This is a genomic window from Streptomyces sp. NPDC048612 (assembly GCF_043199295.1).
In the GTDB taxonomy this organism is placed as follows: Bacteria; Actinomycetota; Actinomycetes; order Streptomycetales; family Streptomycetaceae; genus Streptomyces.
The window spans coordinates 16549-33527 of the sequence record NZ_JBICVV010000017.1; the positions used below are offsets into that span (position 1 = coordinate 16549).

General features: G+C 71.7%; 18 protein-coding genes. 14 read left to right on the forward strand and 4 right to left on the reverse strand.

The genetic code is table 11. The features are described 5' to 3' along the window. Position 1: 1 nt before the first annotated feature. Together ACGFN2_RS23905 and ACGFN2_RS23910 are read left to right on the forward strand one after the other, a co-directional pair. Entirely contained in the window at positions 2-295 is a 294-nt protein-coding gene (locus ACGFN2_RS23905; RefSeq protein WP_393363629.1) for a hypothetical protein, read from the forward strand. A 78-nt stretch (positions 296-373) separates the two neighbouring features. Beyond that, positions 374-1810 carry an NAD(P)/FAD-dependent oxidoreductase gene (locus ACGFN2_RS23910; protein WP_362605041.1) on the forward strand — a complete coding sequence of 479 codons (1437 nt, stop codon included), beginning with the start codon at positions 374-376 and terminating at the stop codon, positions 1808-1810. 52 nt (positions 1811-1862) lie between these two features. Here ACGFN2_RS23910 and ACGFN2_RS23915 read toward each other — a convergent pair whose 3' ends face one another. After that, entirely contained in the window at positions 1863-2339 is a 477-nt protein-coding gene (locus ACGFN2_RS23915) for an SsgA family sporulation/cell division regulator (RefSeq protein WP_362605043.1), read from the reverse strand. A 233-nt stretch (positions 2340-2572) separates the two neighbouring features. Between ACGFN2_RS23915 and ACGFN2_RS23920 the strand changes: the two genes are divergently transcribed. Then, complete coding sequence (locus ACGFN2_RS23920) at positions 2573-4123, forward strand: RDD family protein (RefSeq protein ID WP_393363634.1); 1551 nt, start codon at positions 2573-2575, stop codon at positions 4121-4123. Positions 4124-4238: 115 nt separating this feature from the next. Next, a complete protein-coding gene (locus ACGFN2_RS23925) occupies positions 4239-5030 on the forward strand; it encodes an RDD family protein (RefSeq protein WP_362605047.1) in 792 nt (263 codons plus the stop codon). On the opposite strand, the gene ACGFN2_RS23930 is transcribed toward ACGFN2_RS23925, so the two are convergent. Next, positions 5022-5363 carry a hypothetical protein gene (locus ACGFN2_RS23930; protein WP_393363637.1) on the reverse strand — a complete coding sequence of 114 codons (342 nt, stop codon included), beginning with the start codon at positions 5361-5363 and terminating at the stop codon, positions 5022-5024. The two genes, ACGFN2_RS23925 and ACGFN2_RS23930, sit on opposite strands and share 9 nt — an antisense overlap. A 393-nt stretch (positions 5364-5756) precedes the next feature. Between ACGFN2_RS23930 and ACGFN2_RS23935 the strand changes: the two genes are divergently transcribed. Then, entirely contained in the window at positions 5757-8147 is a 2391-nt protein-coding gene (locus ACGFN2_RS23935) for an immune inhibitor A domain-containing protein (protein WP_393363640.1), read from the forward strand. A gap of 121 nt (positions 8148-8268) precedes the next feature. After that, positions 8269-8655: a hypothetical protein gene (locus ACGFN2_RS23940; RefSeq protein ID WP_362605053.1), complete on the forward strand. Its 387-nt coding sequence runs from the start codon at positions 8269-8271 to the stop codon at positions 8653-8655. 8 nt (positions 8656-8663) lie between these two features. On the opposite strand, the gene ACGFN2_RS23945 is transcribed toward ACGFN2_RS23940, so the two are convergent. Both ACGFN2_RS23945 and ACGFN2_RS23950 read right to left on the reverse strand, forming a co-directional pair. Further along, the gene (locus ACGFN2_RS23945) at positions 8664-9260 is read right to left on the reverse strand and encodes an isochorismatase family protein (protein ID WP_362605055.1); all 597 of its coding nucleotides are present in this window, start codon (positions 9258-9260) and stop codon (positions 8664-8666) included. 173 nt (positions 9261-9433) lie between these two features. Beyond that, entirely contained in the window at positions 9434-10762 is a 1329-nt protein-coding gene (locus tag ACGFN2_RS23950) for a nicotinate phosphoribosyltransferase (RefSeq protein WP_362605057.1), read from the reverse strand. A 152-nt stretch (positions 10763-10914) separates the two neighbouring features. Between ACGFN2_RS23950 and clpS the strand changes: the two genes are divergently transcribed. The 8 genes from clpS (at position 10915) to ACGFN2_RS23990 (ending at position 16896) form a co-directional block, all read left to right on the forward strand. Then, on the forward strand, positions 10915-11268 hold the full coding sequence (gene clpS, locus ACGFN2_RS23955) for an ATP-dependent Clp protease adapter ClpS (protein WP_018091297.1): 354 nt from the start codon (positions 10915-10917) through the stop codon (positions 11266-11268). Then, the gene (locus tag ACGFN2_RS23960) at positions 11265-11858 is read left to right on the forward strand and encodes a DUF2017 domain-containing protein (protein ID WP_362605059.1); all 594 of its coding nucleotides are present in this window, start codon (positions 11265-11267) and stop codon (positions 11856-11858) included. Before clpS ends, ACGFN2_RS23960 begins: the two co-directional genes overlap by 4 nt. A gap of 318 nt (positions 11859-12176) precedes the next feature. Further along, the gene (locus tag ACGFN2_RS23965; protein ID WP_362605061.1) at positions 12177-13637 is read left to right on the forward strand and encodes an amino acid permease; all 1461 of its coding nucleotides are present in this window, start codon (positions 12177-12179) and stop codon (positions 13635-13637) included. A gap of 101 nt (positions 13638-13738) precedes the next feature. Next, positions 13739-14164: a Mov34/MPN/PAD-1 family protein gene (locus ACGFN2_RS23970; RefSeq protein ID WP_393363646.1), complete on the forward strand. Its 426-nt coding sequence runs from the start codon at positions 13739-13741 to the stop codon at positions 14162-14164. An 84-nt stretch (positions 14165-14248) separates the two neighbouring features. Beyond that, positions 14249-14425 (forward strand): putative leader peptide, encoded by a 177-nt coding sequence (locus tag ACGFN2_RS23975; RefSeq protein WP_318297597.1) that lies wholly within the window; start codon positions 14249-14251, stop codon positions 14423-14425. A gap of 128 nt (positions 14426-14553) precedes the next feature. Next, positions 14554-14832: a MoaD/ThiS family protein gene (locus ACGFN2_RS23980; protein ID WP_147246793.1), complete on the forward strand. Its 279-nt coding sequence runs from the start codon at positions 14554-14556 to the stop codon at positions 14830-14832. A gap of 1 nt (position 14833) precedes the next feature. After that, the gene (locus ACGFN2_RS23985; RefSeq protein WP_393363651.1) at positions 14834-15784 is read left to right on the forward strand and encodes a PLP-dependent cysteine synthase family protein; all 951 of its coding nucleotides are present in this window, start codon (positions 14834-14836) and stop codon (positions 15782-15784) included. 359 nt (positions 15785-16143) lie between these two features. After that, positions 16144-16896 (forward strand): MBL fold metallo-hydrolase, encoded by a 753-nt coding sequence (locus tag ACGFN2_RS23990; protein WP_362605068.1) that lies wholly within the window; start codon positions 16144-16146, stop codon positions 16894-16896. Positions 16897-16979: the final 83 nt, after the last annotated feature.

Consider the following 16979-nt stretch of genomic DNA (forward strand, 5'->3'; position numbering starts at 1 on the left):
CATGGAATCCGTGCTCCCCGTCGTCATCACCGTTCTCGTGCTGGCCGTCATCATGCTGGTCGCCGCCTCCGACCGCCGCGCCAGGACGCTGGAGCGCCGGCTCCGGCAGCTGGACCGCAAGGTGGACCTGCTGCTGGCCCAGGCCGGCGTCGAGCAGCCGGAGGACGCCCGGATGGCCGAGATCGACCAGCTGCTGGCCCAGGGCAGGACGATCCAGGCGATCAAGGTGCACCGCGAGGCGACCGGCTCCGGACTCGCCGAGGCCAAGGAAGCGGTCGAACGCCGGATGCGCTGACGGCCCGTTGGGCTGAGGATGGCCAGAAGGACCCGCCGGGCCCGGAGCCCCCTCATGCCCCGCAGGAAGTGAGAGCCGATGGCAGCCACCGAAGCCGCTGACGAGGCGTACGACGTCATCGTGCTGGGAGCGGGACCGACCGGGGAGAACGTCGCCGACCGGGCGCACGCCGCCGGGCTGAGCGCGGTGCTCGTGGAGAGCGAACTGGTCGGCGGCGAATGCTCCTACTGGGCGTGCATGCCCAGCAAGGCCCTGCTGCGCCCGGTCACCGCCCGCTCCGAGTCCCGCCGGGTGCCCGGCCTCCAGGACGCCGCCGATGTCGCCCTGGACGCGCCGGCCGTACTCGCCCACCGGGACGCCATCACGTCCTACTGGAAGGACGACGGGCAGGTCCGCTGGCTGGACTCGGCCGGCATCGACCTGGTGCGCGGTCAGGGGCGGCTCGCCGGGCCCCGGCGGGTGGTCGTCGACGGCGGCCGGGTGCTCACCGCCCGGCACGCGGTCGCGGTGTGCACCGGCAGCCGCGCGGTGCTGCCCGGTGTCCCCGGGCTCGCCGCCGCCCGGCCCTGGACCAGCCGCGACGCGACCAGCGCCAAGAGCGTGCCGGGCCGTCTCGTGGTGGTCGGCGGCGGTGTGGTCGGCGTCGAGATGGCCACCGCCTGGCGGGCCCTGGGCGCGTCCGTGACGCTGCTGGTCCGCGGCGACGGGCTGCTGCCCCGGATGGAGCCGTTCGCCGGGCACCTGGTCGCGGAGTCGCTCGCCGAGGCGGGCGTCTTCCTGCGGACCGGCGTCGAGGTGCGCGAGGTACGCCGGGAGGCCCCCGGCGGCCCGGCCACCGTCCTGCTGGACTCCGGCGACGAGATCGTCGCCGATGAACTCCTGATCGCCACCGGCCGGGCCCCGCGCACCGAGGACATCGGCCTGGAGACGGTCGGCCTGACGCCCGGCTCCTGGCTGGACGTCGACGACAGCTGCCGGGTGAAGGGGGTGCCCGGCGGCTGGCTCTACGGCGTCGGCGACGTCAACCACCGCGCGCTCCTCACCCACCAGGGCAAGTACCAGGCCAGGATCTCCGGCGCCGCGATCGCCGCGCGCGCCCGCGGCGTCCCGATCCTGGAGTCCGACCCCTGGGGCGCGCACGCCGCCACCGCGGACACCCGCGCCGTCCCGCAGGTCGTCTTCAGCGACCCGGAGGCCGCCTCGGTGGGCCTGACCGCCGCCGCGGCCGAGAAGGCCGGCTACCGCATCCGGGTGGTCGACCAGGACCTGGCGGCGGTGGCCGGGGCGTCGCTGTACGCGGACGGCTACCGCGGCCGGGCCCGGATGGTCGTCGACCTGGACCGTGAGGTGCTGCTCGGCGCCACTTTCGTCGGAGCCGGCGTCGGCGAGCTGCTGCACTCCGCGACGGTCGCGGTGGCCGGCGAGGTCCCCGTCGAGCGCCTGTGGCACGCGGTGCCCTCCTACCCCACGATCAGCGAGGTGTGGCTGCGGCTGCTGGAGGCCTACCGGGGCTGAGGCGGCACCGTGCGGTACGGGCCCGTCCCCCACGGGCCCGGTCCGTCACCCGCTACGCCCCGGCCTCCGGGGACTCGTCCACCGGCCGCGGGACGCCCGGCCGCAGCTCGTCCCCGGACGCCATCGCGAACAGGTCGCTCAGCCCTTTGTCGAGGCCCAGGTGCCCCCGCTCGGACCCCGGCGGCACCACTCTCAGGGTGCGCTCCAGCCAGGCCGAGACCGCCGCGGCCGGCGCCTCCAGCAGGGCCCGCCCGTCCGGCGAGTCCAGCGCTATGCACACCAGGCTGCGGCCGTCCCGCTTCGCCGGCCACGCCCGCACATCACCGTCGCCGCACGGCCGGAACACCCCCTCGACGAGCAGCTCCCTGGCGAACGTCCAGCTGACGGGGGAGTCCGAACCGATGTGAAAGGTGACGTGGACGGCGTACGGGTCGTCCGTCCCGTACCTCAGCCGGGCCGGTACCGGAACGCTGCGCTCCGGCGACAGGACCAGGCCCAGCTCCAGCTCTCGTTCCACCACGGTGTGCATGGGGTCCGCCTCTCCTCGTTCCCTGCGGGCCCCGGTACCGGCCCCGCGCACAGAGAGAGCCGCCGACGGCCGGACTCTTACACGACTTCGTACAACTTTTTTCCCGCGCCTCTTCCAGGTGGTCGTCGGCGGGCACGGGCACCCGGGAACCCGGGGTCTGATAGATGTGGACGCCGCGTTGCGGCAGACTGCACCCCACACCCACCAGGCCGAGTACAGATACGGGACTTCGGATGAGCGCCCCTACCTCAGGAACCGCCGGCGGTAGCCCCACGCCAGGCTTCTACCCGGACCCGTCCATTCCCGGCTACATCCGGTACTGGAACGGCGCCGCGTGGGTGCCGGGCACCAGCCGGCCCGCCCCGGCCGACGGCGAGGCGATGCCCGCCCCGCCGCCCGGTACCGCCCCCGCAGTCGAGGAGACCGGACCGGTGTTCTTCGACGAGGAGGAGGCGGCCGGCGGCTCCGCGGTGCCCGCCGTGCGCCAGGGCGGCGAGGCCGCCGTCCCGCCCGTCGCGAGCTGGGACGACCCGGCCCGGCTGCACGGCACCGGCCCCGAGTCGGCCGCCTCTTGGCAGGCCGATGCCTCCCGGCAGAGCGGGTTCGGCGGGGAGTCCGTCTCCTGGGGTGCGCCGGACCAGGCCCCGGCCGGCACACCGTCGGGGGCCGCGTCCTGGGGCGCGGTCCCGCCGCAGCGCGAGGAGCGGGGCGCGGAGGCCGGAGCCGGTGAGGGCACCGGCGCGGCCCCGTCCACGGGGCGGGCCACCGGCGACGGGACGGTCGCCATCCGCGCGGTGAACCCGGCCGCCCGCCGCGGCTCCGGAGACCAGGGCACCACCGCGATCCGCGCGGTACGGCCCGAGGGCGGCAAGCCCGCCAAGGGCAACGAGACGATGGCGATCCGGGTCGCCGGCGGTGGCCGTACCCCGTCCGCCCCCGCCGAGGAGAGCGCCCCGCAGTCGCTGCCGTCCGGCGGCGACCGGCCGCAGAGCCAGACCCTGCAGAGCCAGACCCCGCAGAACCAGGCGCCGCAGGCTCCGGCCCCGCAGAGCCCCGCCCCGCAGGCGGCGGCCCAGCCGGGCCCGGCGCCCCGGAGCCCGGCACCGCAGCAGCACGCGCCGCAGGCCCCGGTGCCGCCGCAGCCCGCCCCGCAGGCGTCCGCCCCCGCCGCCGGGGTGCCGCCGCAGGGCGGTGCCGCACCGGCCCGGCCCGGCCCGCAGGGCGCCGACGCCGACGGGGTCCTCCCCTGGAAGCCGCCGACCGCCAGTGACCCCTTCGCGGCCATGGCACAGGCCGCACAGGGCCACCCGGCCGGTCTCGGCCGCCGGTTCGCGGCCCGGCTGATCGACACCCTGGTGCTGGGCGCGCTCACCGCCGCGGCCGCCGTCCCCCTGTGGGGCACGGTCACCGACCACCTCGACGCCAAGGTCGAGGCGGCCAAGCAGTCCGGCCGCCAGGTGACGGTCTATCTGCTCGACGGCACCACCACCCCGGTCTTCGCCACGATCCTGGCCGTCCTGCTGCTCGGCGGCGCGCTCTACGAGGCGCTGCCGACCCTCAAGTGGGGCCGCACCCTGGGCAAGAAGCTGTGCGGCGTACGGGTCCTCGACATCGAGAGCCATGACACCCCGACCCTCGGCGCCGCGCTCAAGCGCTGGTTCCTCTACAGCGTCCTCGGCGTCCTCGCCGTCGGGGTGCTGAACGTCGTCTGGTGCCTGTTCGACCGGCCGTGGCGCCAGTGCTGGCACGACAAGCTGGCCCGGACCTTCGTCGCGGCCGGCTGACCGGCGGCGGCACACCGGCGGGCCGTACCGCGGGCCGTACCGCCGTGGCGGTATCCGTTCCCCCGAACGGACCTCGCCGGATGCGGCGGGCCGCGACAAGGGGTCGACTCGGGCCATGAGTACCGACCAGCCCCGGCCCGGCCCCGGTGAGCCGCCGGAGAACGACCCGTTCCAGAAGCCGCAGGAGCCCCCGGCGGGCGACGCCCCCGCGAACGGCGCGCCCCGCGAGAACGGTGCGCCCCGCAACAACGCCCCGCACGGCAGCGGTACCGGGGGCGGCGGCTGGGGCGGTGCCGAGGGCGGGGGACCGCCCCCGGGCGGAACGCCGCCGCCGGGTGGCACCACGCCGCCCGCCGGGGGCCCGTACGGCGCCGGCCCGTATGCCGGTGATCCCTACGGCGGCCAGTACGGGGCGCCCGATCCGCTGGCCGGGATGCCGCCGCTGGCGAACCGCGGCCGCCGGCTGGTGGCGCGCATCATCGACGCGATCATCGTCGGGGTGCCGGTCTGGCTGATCATGACCCTGATCGTCGGCGGGGTGGACTTCTTCAGCACCGACGGCGACATGGCCGGCCGGCAGTCGACGGTCTCGGGCGTGACCCTGCTGGTGTATCTGGTCTACGAGGGGCTGATGCTCAGCAGCCGCGGCCAGACCGTCGGCAAGATGGCGATGAAGATCCGGGTGGCGATGCTCTCGGACGGCTCGATCCCGCACGGCCAGCCGGGCTGGGTCCGCGCCGCGGTCTATTCGCTCCCGGAGATCGTGCCCTGCTGCGGTTTCATCTTCTGGCTGATCAACGTCCTGTGGTGTACCTGGGACAAGCCGTACCAGCAGTGTCTGCACGACAAGGCCGCGAAGACCGTGGTGGTGTCCACGGAGACGGGGCCGCGTACCGGCTCAGTGTGAGTGTTCGCCGAGGCGGGCCTCACCGGCGCCGGCGGTGAGGCCGCTCAGGCGGTGCGGCGCGGCGGCGGCCCGGGGGCGCCCGGCCGGTTCCGGAGCCCGCAACGGGGCGGGCGCGGCGGAGGGTTCGGTCCGTACGACATGCCGGCGGACCACCCGCGACGCCCCGGGCATCGGCACCGTCATGGCGACCAGCAGCCCGAGGCCGAGTCCGGCGAGGGCGATGACCGCGACCCCGATGCCGGTCTCCGTCTGGGAGAGCAGCAGCATCGCGAGGGTGGAGAGAAAGACGGTGGCCGAACCGTAGACGAGCTGTGCGGCGGTCGGACGAGGCATGGCGGAATCCGTCCTCGGGGGTCGGCAGGGGGCTTGGTCAGGGCGTGCCGGGAAAGGAGACTACGGTCCTTTTTGCCCGAGCGGAACGCCAAGTAAGCGTGACCTGACCCACGGTTCGGGGCACGGGGGCGCACGAGGCCGCGGCGGCTGCCCGGAGGGCGGGGCGTCCTGGCTGCTGGGGGCAGGGGCGCATGCCCGGCGGGCATATACACCGGGCCGCTGCCCGTGATCCGGCGCCCGGCACGGCCCTGGACGGCGGCGTCCGATAGCCGCAACTCGCGGACCGAGTAACGTACTTCGCTGACGTGCCCAAGTCAAGATCTGTCTTTTTCATCGTACTTCCGGTCGAATGCCCTCGAACAGTGACCGGTTCGATGGGGAGGACAGCGCCAAGTGAGAGACAGACGACGGGTGTTCAGACCGGCCGCCCTGGCCACGGCAATCGCCGCGATCGGGGCGGCCGCTTTGTCCTCGGGGGTGGCGACGGCCGACGCGCAGGGGCCGTCACCGGTCGGCGGGCAGCACGACCCGGCTCCCGAGCGGGCCGTGGACCACGACCTCAAGGGGCCGTTCAGCGACCGGGAGGCGGCCGAGCGCAAGGAAGCGCTCCAGCAGGTCATCTCGGGTGAGGCCAAGGCGACCGAGCGGAACGGCTCCCGGGTCGTCAAGCTCGCCAAGAGCAAGTACGTCGAGCTGGCCCGGCAGAAGACCGACCGGATCTTCACCGTCCTCGTGGACTTCGGCGACAAGGTCGACGACACCACGATGTACGACCCGGACGGCGACGGCCCCAAGCCCCCGGTGAAGAAGTACGGCGGCGACCCGGGCCCGGCGCACAACCGGATAGCCGAGCCGGACCGTGCCAAGGACAACAGCACGGCCTGGCAGAAGGACTTCAACCGGAAGCACTTCCAGGACCTCTACTTCTCGCACGACAAGAAGAAGCAGTCGCTGGCCAAGTACTACGAGAAGCAGTCCTCGGGCCGTTACTCGGTCGAGGGCGAGGTCTCCGACTGGGTCAAGGTCGACTACAACGAGGCCCGCTACGGCTCCAACTACTGCGGCCAGACCAACTGCGCCAGCGCCTGGGACCTGATCCGCGACGGCGTCAACCAGTGGGCCAAGAACCAGAAGGCCGCCGGCCGCACCGACGCGCAGATCAAGGCGGACCTCGCCAAGTACGACCGGTGGGACCGCTACGACCACGACGGCGACGGCAACTTCAACGAGCCCGACGGCTACATCGACCACTTCCAGATCGTGCACGCCGGCGAGGACGAGTCCGCGGGCGGCGGTGTCCAGAAGACCAACGCCATCTGGGCGCACCGCTGGTACGCCTACGGCACCGACGCCGGCAAGACCGGCCCCGGTGCGAACAAGGCGGGCGGCGCCCAGATCGGCGACACCGGGATCTGGGTCGGCGACTACACCATGCAGCCGGAGAACGGCGGACTCGGCGTCTTCGCCCACGAGTACGGTCACGACCTGGGCCTGCCGGACGAGTACGACACCAGCGGCACCGGCGAGTCCTCGGTGGACTTCTGGTCGCTGATGTCGGGCGGCTCCTGGCTCGGCACCGGCAAGAACAGCATCGGCGACCTGCCCGGCGACATGAGCGCCTGGGACAAGCTCCAGCTGGGCTGGCTCAACTACGGCAAGGCCAAGGCCGCGAAGAAGTCCACCCACAAGCTGGGTGTCGCCGAGTACAACACGAAGAACAAGCAGGCCGTGGTCGTCGAGCTGCCTGCCAAGGCGGTCAAGACCGAGATCGTCCCGCCCGCGGAAGGCTCCAAGCAGTGGTGGAGCGGCATGGGTGACGACCTCAAGAACACCCTGTCCCGGCCGGTGGACCTCACCGGCAAGGCCAAGGCGTCGCTGACGCTCAAGGGCTGGTGGGACATCGAGAAGGACTACGACTACGCCTACGCCGAGGTCTCCACCGACGGCGGCGCCAACTGGACGGCCCTGGACGGCACCGCGGGCGGCAAGGCCATCCCGCGCGACGGCAGCGACAAGCCCGCCCTGACCGGCACCGTGTCCGCCTACCAGGACCTCGTCTACCCGCTGGACGCCTACGCGGGCAAGAAGATCGACCTGCGCTTCCGCTACCAGACGGACGGCGGCGCGGCCCAGAAGGGCTTCGCGGCCGACGCGGTCAGCGTGGTCGCCGACGGCAAGCCGCTGTTCACCGACAACGCCGAGGGCGGCGACAACGGCTGGACCAGCAAGGGCTTCTCGCGCATCGGCGCGTCCTTCACCAAGGACTACCCGCAGTACTACATCGCCGAGAACCGCCAGTACGTGTCGTACGACAAGACCCTCAAGGCCGGCCCGTACAACTTCGGCTGGACCACCGCCAAGCCGGACTGGGTGGAGCACTTCCCGTACCAGAACGGTGTGCTGATCTGGCTGTGGGACACCTCGCAGGCGGACAACAACGTCGGCCTGCACCCGGGCCACGGGCAGATCCTGCCGGTCGACGCGCACCCCAAGGCCGAGCACTGGGCGGACGGCAAGCTGATGCGCAACCGCTTCCAGTCCTACGACTCGACCTTCACCCGCTTCCGGACCGACGCCCTCACGCTGCACCGTGACGGCAAGCAGGTGAAGATCGCCTCGAAGAAGGGCGTGACGCTCTTCGACGACCGGAACGGCGTCTACTACGACAAGACGAACCCGACCGGCGGTGTGATCGTTCCTGACACCAACACCCGGATCAAGATCACCAAGGAGGCCAAGGACGGCTCCACGGTGCTGCTCAAGATCGGCGCTGCGGGTAAGTAAAAGGTAAATCCGCAGGTCAGATGCTGTTCGGCCGTCGCCCCCTAGCGGGCGGCGGCCGATTCGCGTTTAGATGCGTTCTACAGACCTTGTTGACGAGAAGTCTCACGGGGGAGATATGACGATGTCCGGTGGTGGATTCATCAGGCTTCCAGGCGGAAGCGTGGTGGTCGCCCTCTCGCTGCCCAGGCCGCCGCACGGCGCACGGGCCGGCCTGTACGACTGCGGTTGCCGGGTCCGGGTCCTGGTCCATGCCGTGAACCGCCAGCGCGCCCTGACCAGGCTGCGCAACCTCGGTCTGCGGTCCGTCTACCTGCGCGGCAACACCGAGCCGCCCACACCCGACGAGGTCACCGCCGTGCTGCACCACCCCGACGGGCTGGTCTGGCGCGAGGCCCCGGACGACGACACCGAGTCCTGGCACCCGATACGGGCGCTGCTGCGGCCCCAGCCGGCCCGCCGGGCGGCGCAGGCCGGGCCGGACGAGGGGGGCGAGCGCCCGGCCGCCTGAGAGGGCCGTCAGCCGCCGATGAGCACCGGCTTGCCGGTCAGCTCGGCGCCCGCCGCGCGCAGCTCCTCCAGCGCCCGCTCGGTGCTGTGCGCGGCCACCCCGGCGGTCAGGTCCAGCAGGACATGGGTGCGCAGCCCGGCGCCGAGCGCGTCCAGGGCGGTGGCGCGTACGCAGTGGTCGGTGGCGATACCGACCACGTCGACCTCGCTGACGGAGTGCGCGCGCAGCCAGTCCGCCAGCGGGACGCCGTTCTCGTCGGCGCCCTCGAAACCGCTGTACGCGGCGGTGTGGGCGCCCTTGTCGAAGACTGCGTCGATGGCGCCGGAGGCGAGCGCCGGGGCGAAATTGGGGTGGAAGCCGCTGCCCTCCGTGCCGGCCACACAGTGCACCGGCCAGGAGTGCTCGTAGTCCGGGGTGTCGGAGAAGTGGTCGCCGGGGTCGATGTGGTGATCCCGGGTGGCCACGACGTAGCGGTAGCAGCTGCCGGCCGCCTGGCCCACCAGATCGGTGATGGCCGCCGCGACATCCGCACCTCCCGCCACCGCGAGGCTGCCGCCCTCGCAGAAGTCGTTCTGCACGTCAACGACGATCAATGCCCGGTGCATGGTGCGTGCCTTCCGGCTGGGAATCGGTGAGCGGCGCGAGCGGTGGTGTGACCGAGGGTAGCCACTCGACGGGGTTTGCGGGAGTGGGGCGGAGCCCGCCGCGGCGCGCGATTCCGGGCACGGCGTACGGCGGCCGCCGCCCGGCACCCCGCGCCCCGGCCGGCGCCGCCCGGTCAGACGTACTCGGTGGGCAGCACGGCCTCGCCGCGGGAGAGCTGGGTCGCCGACAGCGGCAGCCCGGCGCGGGCGGCGATGTGCCGGTCGCGGGCCGCGTCCAGCGGCTCGCGGGCCACCACCTTCCCGGCGCTCACCAGCGGCACCAGCAGCTGCCGGTCGGCCAGCCCGGCGGGCACCGGCCCGGTGCCGATGACCTCCGCCTCGGCGACGCCGTCCGCGTCCACCCGGCGCGCCGCCCACTTGCGGCCGCCGAGCGAGGTCTTGGCGCCCATCGACTTCTTCGCGACCGGCCGCAGCGGCGCGCCGGGCTCCTCGCTGTCGGCGCGGGCGACCAGCTTGTAGACCATCGAGCAGGTCGGGTGCCCGCTGCCGGTCACCAGCTGGGTGCCGACGCCGTACGCGTCCACCGGGGCGGCGGCCAGCGAGGCGATGGCGTACTCGTCCAGGTCGCTGGTGACCACGATCCTGGTCTGCCGGGCGCCCAGCTCGTCCAGCTGCGCCCGCACCCGGTGGGCGATCAGCAGCAGGTCGCCGGAGTCGATCCGGACGGCGCCGAGCCCCGGGCCGGCCACCTCCACGGCCGCGCGCACCGCCTCGGCGACGTCGAAGGTGTCCACCAGCAGGGTGGTCCCGCTGCCGAGGGTGTCGACCTGCGCGGTGAAGGCGTCCCGCTCGGTGTCGTGGAGCAGGGTGAAGGCGTGGGCGCTGGTGCCGACGGTGGGGATGTTGTAGCGGAAGCCGGCCGCCAGGTCGGAGGTGGTGTGGAAGCCCCCGAGGTAGGCCGCGCGGGACGCGGCGACCGCCGCCAGCTCATGGGTGCGGCGGGCGCCCATCTCCATCAGCGGGCGGTCGCCGGCCGCCACCGACATCCGGGAGGCCGCGGCGGCCACCGCGGAGTCGTGGTTGAGGATCGAGAGGATCACCGTCTCCAGGAGCACCGCCTCGGCGAAGGTGCCCTCGACCCGCATCACCGGGGAGCCGGGGAAGTAGACCTCGCCCTCGGGGTAGCCCCAGATGTCGCCGCGGAAGCGGTAGTCGGCCAGCCACTCCAGGGTCCGCTCGTCGAGGATGCCGCGGTCGCGCAGGAAACCGAGGATGGTCTCGTCGAAGTGGAAGTTCTCCACCGCGTCCAGGACCCGGCCGGTGCCGCCCACCACGCCGTAGCGGCGGCCCTCGGGCAGGCGGCGGGTGAAGACCTCGAAGACCGAGCGCCGGTCCGCGGTGCCGGACCGCAACGCGGCCTGCAGCATGGTGAGTTCGTACTGGTCGGTGAAGAGCGCAGTCGACGGCACGGCCACCGGCAGCCCCAGGTCTGCTGTGTTCATGGGAGAGATGCTACCCCCATTACTCGTCACTCTGACGATAGTGCTCCGGGAGCTACAAAAGCCCTCCCGCGGCCTTGTGCGGCGGCTCGCCGACGCGGCCCGCGCGAGGGGCATTTGTGCGTCGCCCGCCCCCGGGTGGCAGCATGGGGCCTGTGAGCGCCCACCCGTCACCCACGACCACGCTCCGGCCGCATCGCTGCACGCTCAGTGTCCCGGTCGAGATCGAACGTCCCGAGTCGAGCGAGGCTCCCTTCGAGGTCCCCGAGCCCGACGTCCCGTGGGTCACGATCGTCCACAACGACCCGGTCAACCTCATGAGCTATGTCTCCTACGTCTTCCAGTCGTACTTCGGCTACTCCAAGGACAAGGCGCACCAGTTGATGCTCGACGTCCATCACAAGGGCCGCGCCGTGGTCTCCAGCGGCAGCCGCGAGGAAATGGAACGCGACGTGCAGGCGATGCACGGCTACGGCCTGTGGGCGACGCTGCAGCAGGACCGACGATGAGCGGGCACTTCGCGCCGCTGCCCGGCGGCGGTGCCGCCGTCCCGCTCGACGAGGTCGAGATCTCCATCCTGCGCAGCCTCGCGGTCCAGCTGATGGAGCTGATCGGGCCGGGCGAGGAGCCCGGGGAGAGCGAGAGCGACGACCTGCTGGCGTCGGTCTTCAACGACGGCCCCAGCGAGCCGCCCGCCGACCCGGTCCTGGCCCGCCTCTTCCCCGACGCCTACGGCGGGCCCGACCTCGTCCCCGACGACGACGTCCGCGCCGCCTCCGCCGAGTTCCGCCGCTACACCGAGAACGACCTGCGCTCCCGCAAGCGCGAGGACGCCCTGGCACTGATCCGCGCGCTGGACACCCTGGCGCCCGAGGGCGGCAGCGCGGAGCTGCGGCTGAAGCCCGCCGAGTGCCGGCAGTGGCTGGGGGCTCTCAATGACCTCAGGCTGGCCATCGGTACGCGGCTTGAAGTGACCGACGAGGAGGACGGTGGCGCGCTGCTGGGTTTGCCGGACAGCGACCCCCGCAAGCCGATGGTGATGGCGTATCTCTGGCTCGGCGGGCTTCAGGAGACGCTCGTCGAGTCCTTGATGGGCTGAAATACGGGGGCAATACTCCGGAAGTTCGCCGGGTGTTCGCTCAGCGGACGCTCAGATCCGGATAACGATCGCGTCACCGCCGCGCCGCGTTCTGCTGTCTTTCGCGGAACTTGTCCTGTTTTCCTTGTGGTTCGGTTCACGCCATCTCTAGTCGATCTTCAGTGGCGCGTGTTAAATGTTCACGACCTGCCGTGAGCGACGCCACCCCTGTCGCTGCGGGAGCGCTAGCCGACCGACCGTCGGCGTGCAGGACTCCATCCGGGGGATCGGGACCCGATCCGGACAGACCGGGTCGGAATGGAGAAAGGCGCACCACACATGACCTCTGTGCAGGTCGACAAGCAGCACGACGGCAACGGGGCCGGGACGGACCCCGAAGAGGGTTACCAGCGGGGCCTGGGGAACCGTCAGATCCAGATGATCGCCATCGGCGGCGCCATCGGTACCGGCCTGTTCCTCGGGGCGGGCAAGGCGATCTCGATGGCCGGGCCGAGCATCGTCCTCGCCTACGCCATCGTCGGTCTCGTCATCTTCTTCATCATGCGGGCCCTGGGCGAACTGCTCATGTACCGGCCCGTTTCCGGCTCCTTCTCGGAGTACGGACGCGAATTCCTCGGCCCGTTCATCGGCTTCGTGACCGGCTGGACGTACTGGCTGTTCTGGGTCGTCACCGGCATCACGGAAGTGACCGCCGCCGCCACCTATGTGCAGTACTGGAACAAGGGCATACCGCAATGGGCCTCGGCGCTCGTCTTCACGTGCGCGCTCTTCGGTATCAACCTGATCTCCGTGAAGATCTTCGGTGAGCTGGAATTCTGGTTCTCGATGGTCAAGGTCACCGCGATCATCGGCATGATCCTGATCGGCCTCGGCGTGATCACCCTCGGCTTCTCCGACGCCGGTGACACCGCCTCCTTCACCCTCCTGTGGTCCGACGGCGGCTTCTTCCCCAAGGGCATCGGCGGCACGCTGATGACGCTGCAGATCGTGATGTTCGCCTTCCTCGCCGTCGAGCTCGTCGGCGTCACCGCGGGCGAGGCGACCGACCCCAAGAAGGTCCTGCCCAAGGCGATCAACACCGTGCCGTGGCGGATCGGCCTCTTCTACATCGGTGCGCTGATCATCATCCTGTCCGTGGTCAGCTGGACCGCGTTCAAGCCGGGCGTCAGCCCGTTCGTCGCCGCCTTCCAGCAGATCGGCCTGCCGGCCGGTGCGGGCATCGTCAACTTCGTCGTGCTGACCGCCGCGCTCTCCTCGGCGAACTCCGGCATGTACTCCACCGGCCGGATGCTGCGCGACCTCGCGCTCAACGGCCAGGGGCCGAAGTTCTTCACCAAGCTCAGCAAGAACGGCCTGCCCACCTGGGGCACCGGCGTCTCGGTCGGCATGATGCTGTTCGGCGTCTACATCAACTACCAGTGGCCCGGCGAGGCGTTCAACTACGTCGTCTCCTTCGCGACCATCTCCGGTATGTGGGCGTGGATCGTCATCCTGGCCTCGCAGCTGCGCTACCGCGCCAAGGCGAACCGCGGCGAGCTGCCGCAGTCCGAGTTCAAGGCCCCCGGCAGCCCCTACACCTCGGTCTTCGCGCTGGCCTTCATCGGCATGGTGATCGTGATGATGGGCGTCGACAAGGACGCCCGGATCTCGCTCTACGCGGCCCCCGTGTGGGCGCTCATCCTGGGCGTCGGCTACCTCTGCATCAAGCGGCGGGACGCGGCACTCCTGGCGGCCGGCACGGCCCCGCGGGAGGCCGCCGGCAAGGACGCCCAGGGCTGAGGCAGCCCCGTACGGTCGGCGGAAGCGCCCGACTGTCCAGCATGCGGGCCGGTACGTACCACTCTTCGGTACGTGCCGGCCTGCTGGCTATTCTTGGCGCCATGCTGACCCTCACCAAGGCCCTCTTCGACCAGATCGTCGAGCACGCCCGCCAGGACCACCCCGACGAGGCCTGCGGCGTGGTCGCGGGCCCGGCCGGCAGCGGACGCCCCGAGCGGTTCATCCCGATGCTGAACGCCGCCCGCTCGCCCACCTTCTACGAGTTCGACTCCTCCGACCTGCTCAAGCTCTACCGCGAAATGGACGACCGGGACGAGGAGCCGGTGATCATCTACCACTCGCACACCGCCACCGAGGCCTACCCCTCGCGCACCGACCTCTCCTACGCGAACGAGCCGGACGCCCACTATGTCCTGGTATCCACCGCCGACACGGACGACGCCGGGCCCTTCCAGTTCCGCTCGTTCCGGATCGTGAACGGCGAGGTCACGGAGGAAGAGGTCGAGGTCGTGGCGGCGTACTCCTGAGCGCGTCCCACCTGTCGTACACGGATCGTCCGCATCATGGGACAAGGTTCCAATACCCGGACCGGGAATCGCTACGATGACCGCATGGTTGACCACGACGTGAGCGAGAAGAAGAGGCCGGGCATGCTGCTGCTCGCTCCGCTCGCCACGCGTCGCTCCGCCTCCGCGCTGCTCGGCGCGTTCGGCTGCGGAGCCGCACGGCTGCACGTGGACCTGTGCCGCCTTTCCAGCGCCATCTGTCCGCGCTGCGCCGGCGCCTGACCCGGCCCGTACGGGCGCACGTCCCGCGCCACCCGCACCTCCCGCGTCACCCGACGCCCTCCCGGCCTGCCGACCCGTGCACCCGGGACGCACCGCATCCGCCACCGCACTCCCACAGGAGCACCCCCATGGCCATCGAGGTCCGAATCCCGACCATCCTGCGCACCTACACCGACGGCCAGAAGGCCGTCGAGGGCAGCGGAGACACCCTCGCCGACCTCTTCACCGACCTGGAGAGCCGGCACACCGGAATCCGCGAGCGCCTGGTCGACGGCGAGCAGCTGCGCCGCTTCGTGAACGTCTACCTCAACGACGAGGACGTCCGCTTCCTGGAGGGCATCTCCACCAAGCTCGCCGACGGCGACAACGTCACGATCCTCCCGGCCGTGGCCGGCGGCATGGTCTGAGATGCGTTACGACTCCCCGCTGGCGGCGGTCGGGAACACCCCTCTCGTCCGCCTGCCGCGCCTCTCGCCCTCCGAGGACGTCCGCATCTGGGCGAAGCTGGAGGACCGCAACCCCACGGGCTCGGTCAAGGACCGGCCGGCGCTGCACATGATCGAACAGGCCGAGAAGGACGGCCGGCTCACCCCCGGCTGCACCATCCTCGAACCGACCAGCGGCAACACCGGCATCTCGCTCGCCATGGCGGCCAAGCTCAAGGGCTACCGCATCGTGTGCGTCATGCCGGAGAACACCTCCTCCGAGCGGCGCGAGCTGCTCGCCATGTGGGGCGCCGAGATCATCTCCTCGCCCGCGGCCGGCGGCTCCAACACCGCCGTCAGGGTCGCCAAGGAGCTGTCCGCCGAGCACCCCGACTGGGTGATGCTCTACCAGTACGGCAACCCCGACAACGCCGGTGCGCACTACGCCACCACCGGCCCCGAGATCCTCGCCGACCTGCCCTCGGTCACCCACTTCGTGGCCGGCCTGGGCACCACCGGCACCCTGATGGGCGTCGGCCGCTATCTGCGCGAGCAAGTCCCCGGCGTCCGCATCGTCGCCGCCGAACCGCGCTACGACGACGTCGTCTACGGTCTGCGCAACCTCGACGAGGGCTTCATCCCCGAGCTCTACGACGAGTCCGTGCTCACCACCCGCTTCTCGGTCGGCTCCGAGGACGCGGTCCGCCGCACCCGTGAACTCCTCGCGGAGGAAGGCATCTTCGCGGGCATCTCCACCGGCGCGGCGCTGCACGCCGCGCTCGGCGTCGGCCGGAAGGCGGTCAAGGCGGGCGAGAGCGCCGACATCGTCTTCGTCGTCGCCGACGGCGGCTGGAAGTACCTCTCCACCGGCGTCTACACCGCCGAGTCGACCGAGGCCGCCATCGCCACGCTGCAGGGCCAGCTCTGGGCATAGCGGCGGACACCCCCTAGGGGCCGATATCCCCTAGGGGTTCGGAGGCCCCCGGCACGGGCGCCGGGGGTGCTCCGCGGGCGGCGGGACCCGGGTGGTCCTCACGGCGGAGGCGGCGGCTGCGTACGGGCGTACGGGGCGACAGCCCAGACTGGTGATTCCGCCCACAGCTCGGCCCGCTGGAGGAGTCACCGGACCTTTTGCGGCTTACGCTCGTGGGCACCGCACAGACCGTCAAGGACCCGGCACCACCCCGGCAGCGACCGCCGGGCACCCCGCACGGACCCTTCCCCGAGCTTCCGCAGCGTTCGAGCGGGGGAGGCCCCAGACCGCCGCCCACGCCCACGGAGGTTCACGCCCGTATGAAGCTCACTGTCGTCGGATGCTCCGGGTCGTTCCCTTCCATGGAATCGGCCTGCTCGAGCTACCTCCTGGAGGCCGACGGCTTCAGGCTGCTCCTCGACATGGGCAACGGCGCCCTGGGCGAGCTGCAGCGCCACGCCGGACTCTATGACCTGGATGCCGTGCTGCTGTCGCATCTTCATGCAGACCACTGCATCGATTTGTGCGGCTATTTCGTCGTCCGCTACTACCGCCCGGACGGCGGGCGTTGTGCGCCGATGCCGGTCTACGGACCGGAGGGCACCGAGCGGCGGCTGACCGTCGCCCACGCCGATGTGCCGCACGACGGCGCGATGAGCGAGGTCTTCGACTTCCGCACCCTGACGCCCGGCACCTTCACCATCGGGCCGTTCACGATCCGTACGGAACACGTCAGCCACCCGGTGGAGGCCTTCGGCTTCCGCATCGAGCACGGCGGCCGGAGCCTGACGTACTCCGGGGACACCGGCCCCTGCGAGGCGCTGGAGTCGCTCGCCGAGGGCGCCGACCTCTTCCTGTGCGAGGCGTCCTTCACGTACGGCAAGGAAGACATCCCGGACCTGCACCTCAACGGCCGGGAGGCCGGCGAGACCGCCCGGCGGGCCGGCGTGGGCCGGCTGGTGCTGACCCACATCCCGCCGTGGACCGACCCGGACATCAGCATCCGCGACGCCCAGAAGGCCTACGACGGCCCGGTCGAGGCGGCCAAGGCGGGGGCCGTCTACGAGGTGTGAGGCCGGGCGGCGTGCCCGGCGCGACGACGGCACAGGGCCCCGGAACCGTGGTGCGGTTCCGGGGCCCGGTGCGTGCGGTGCCC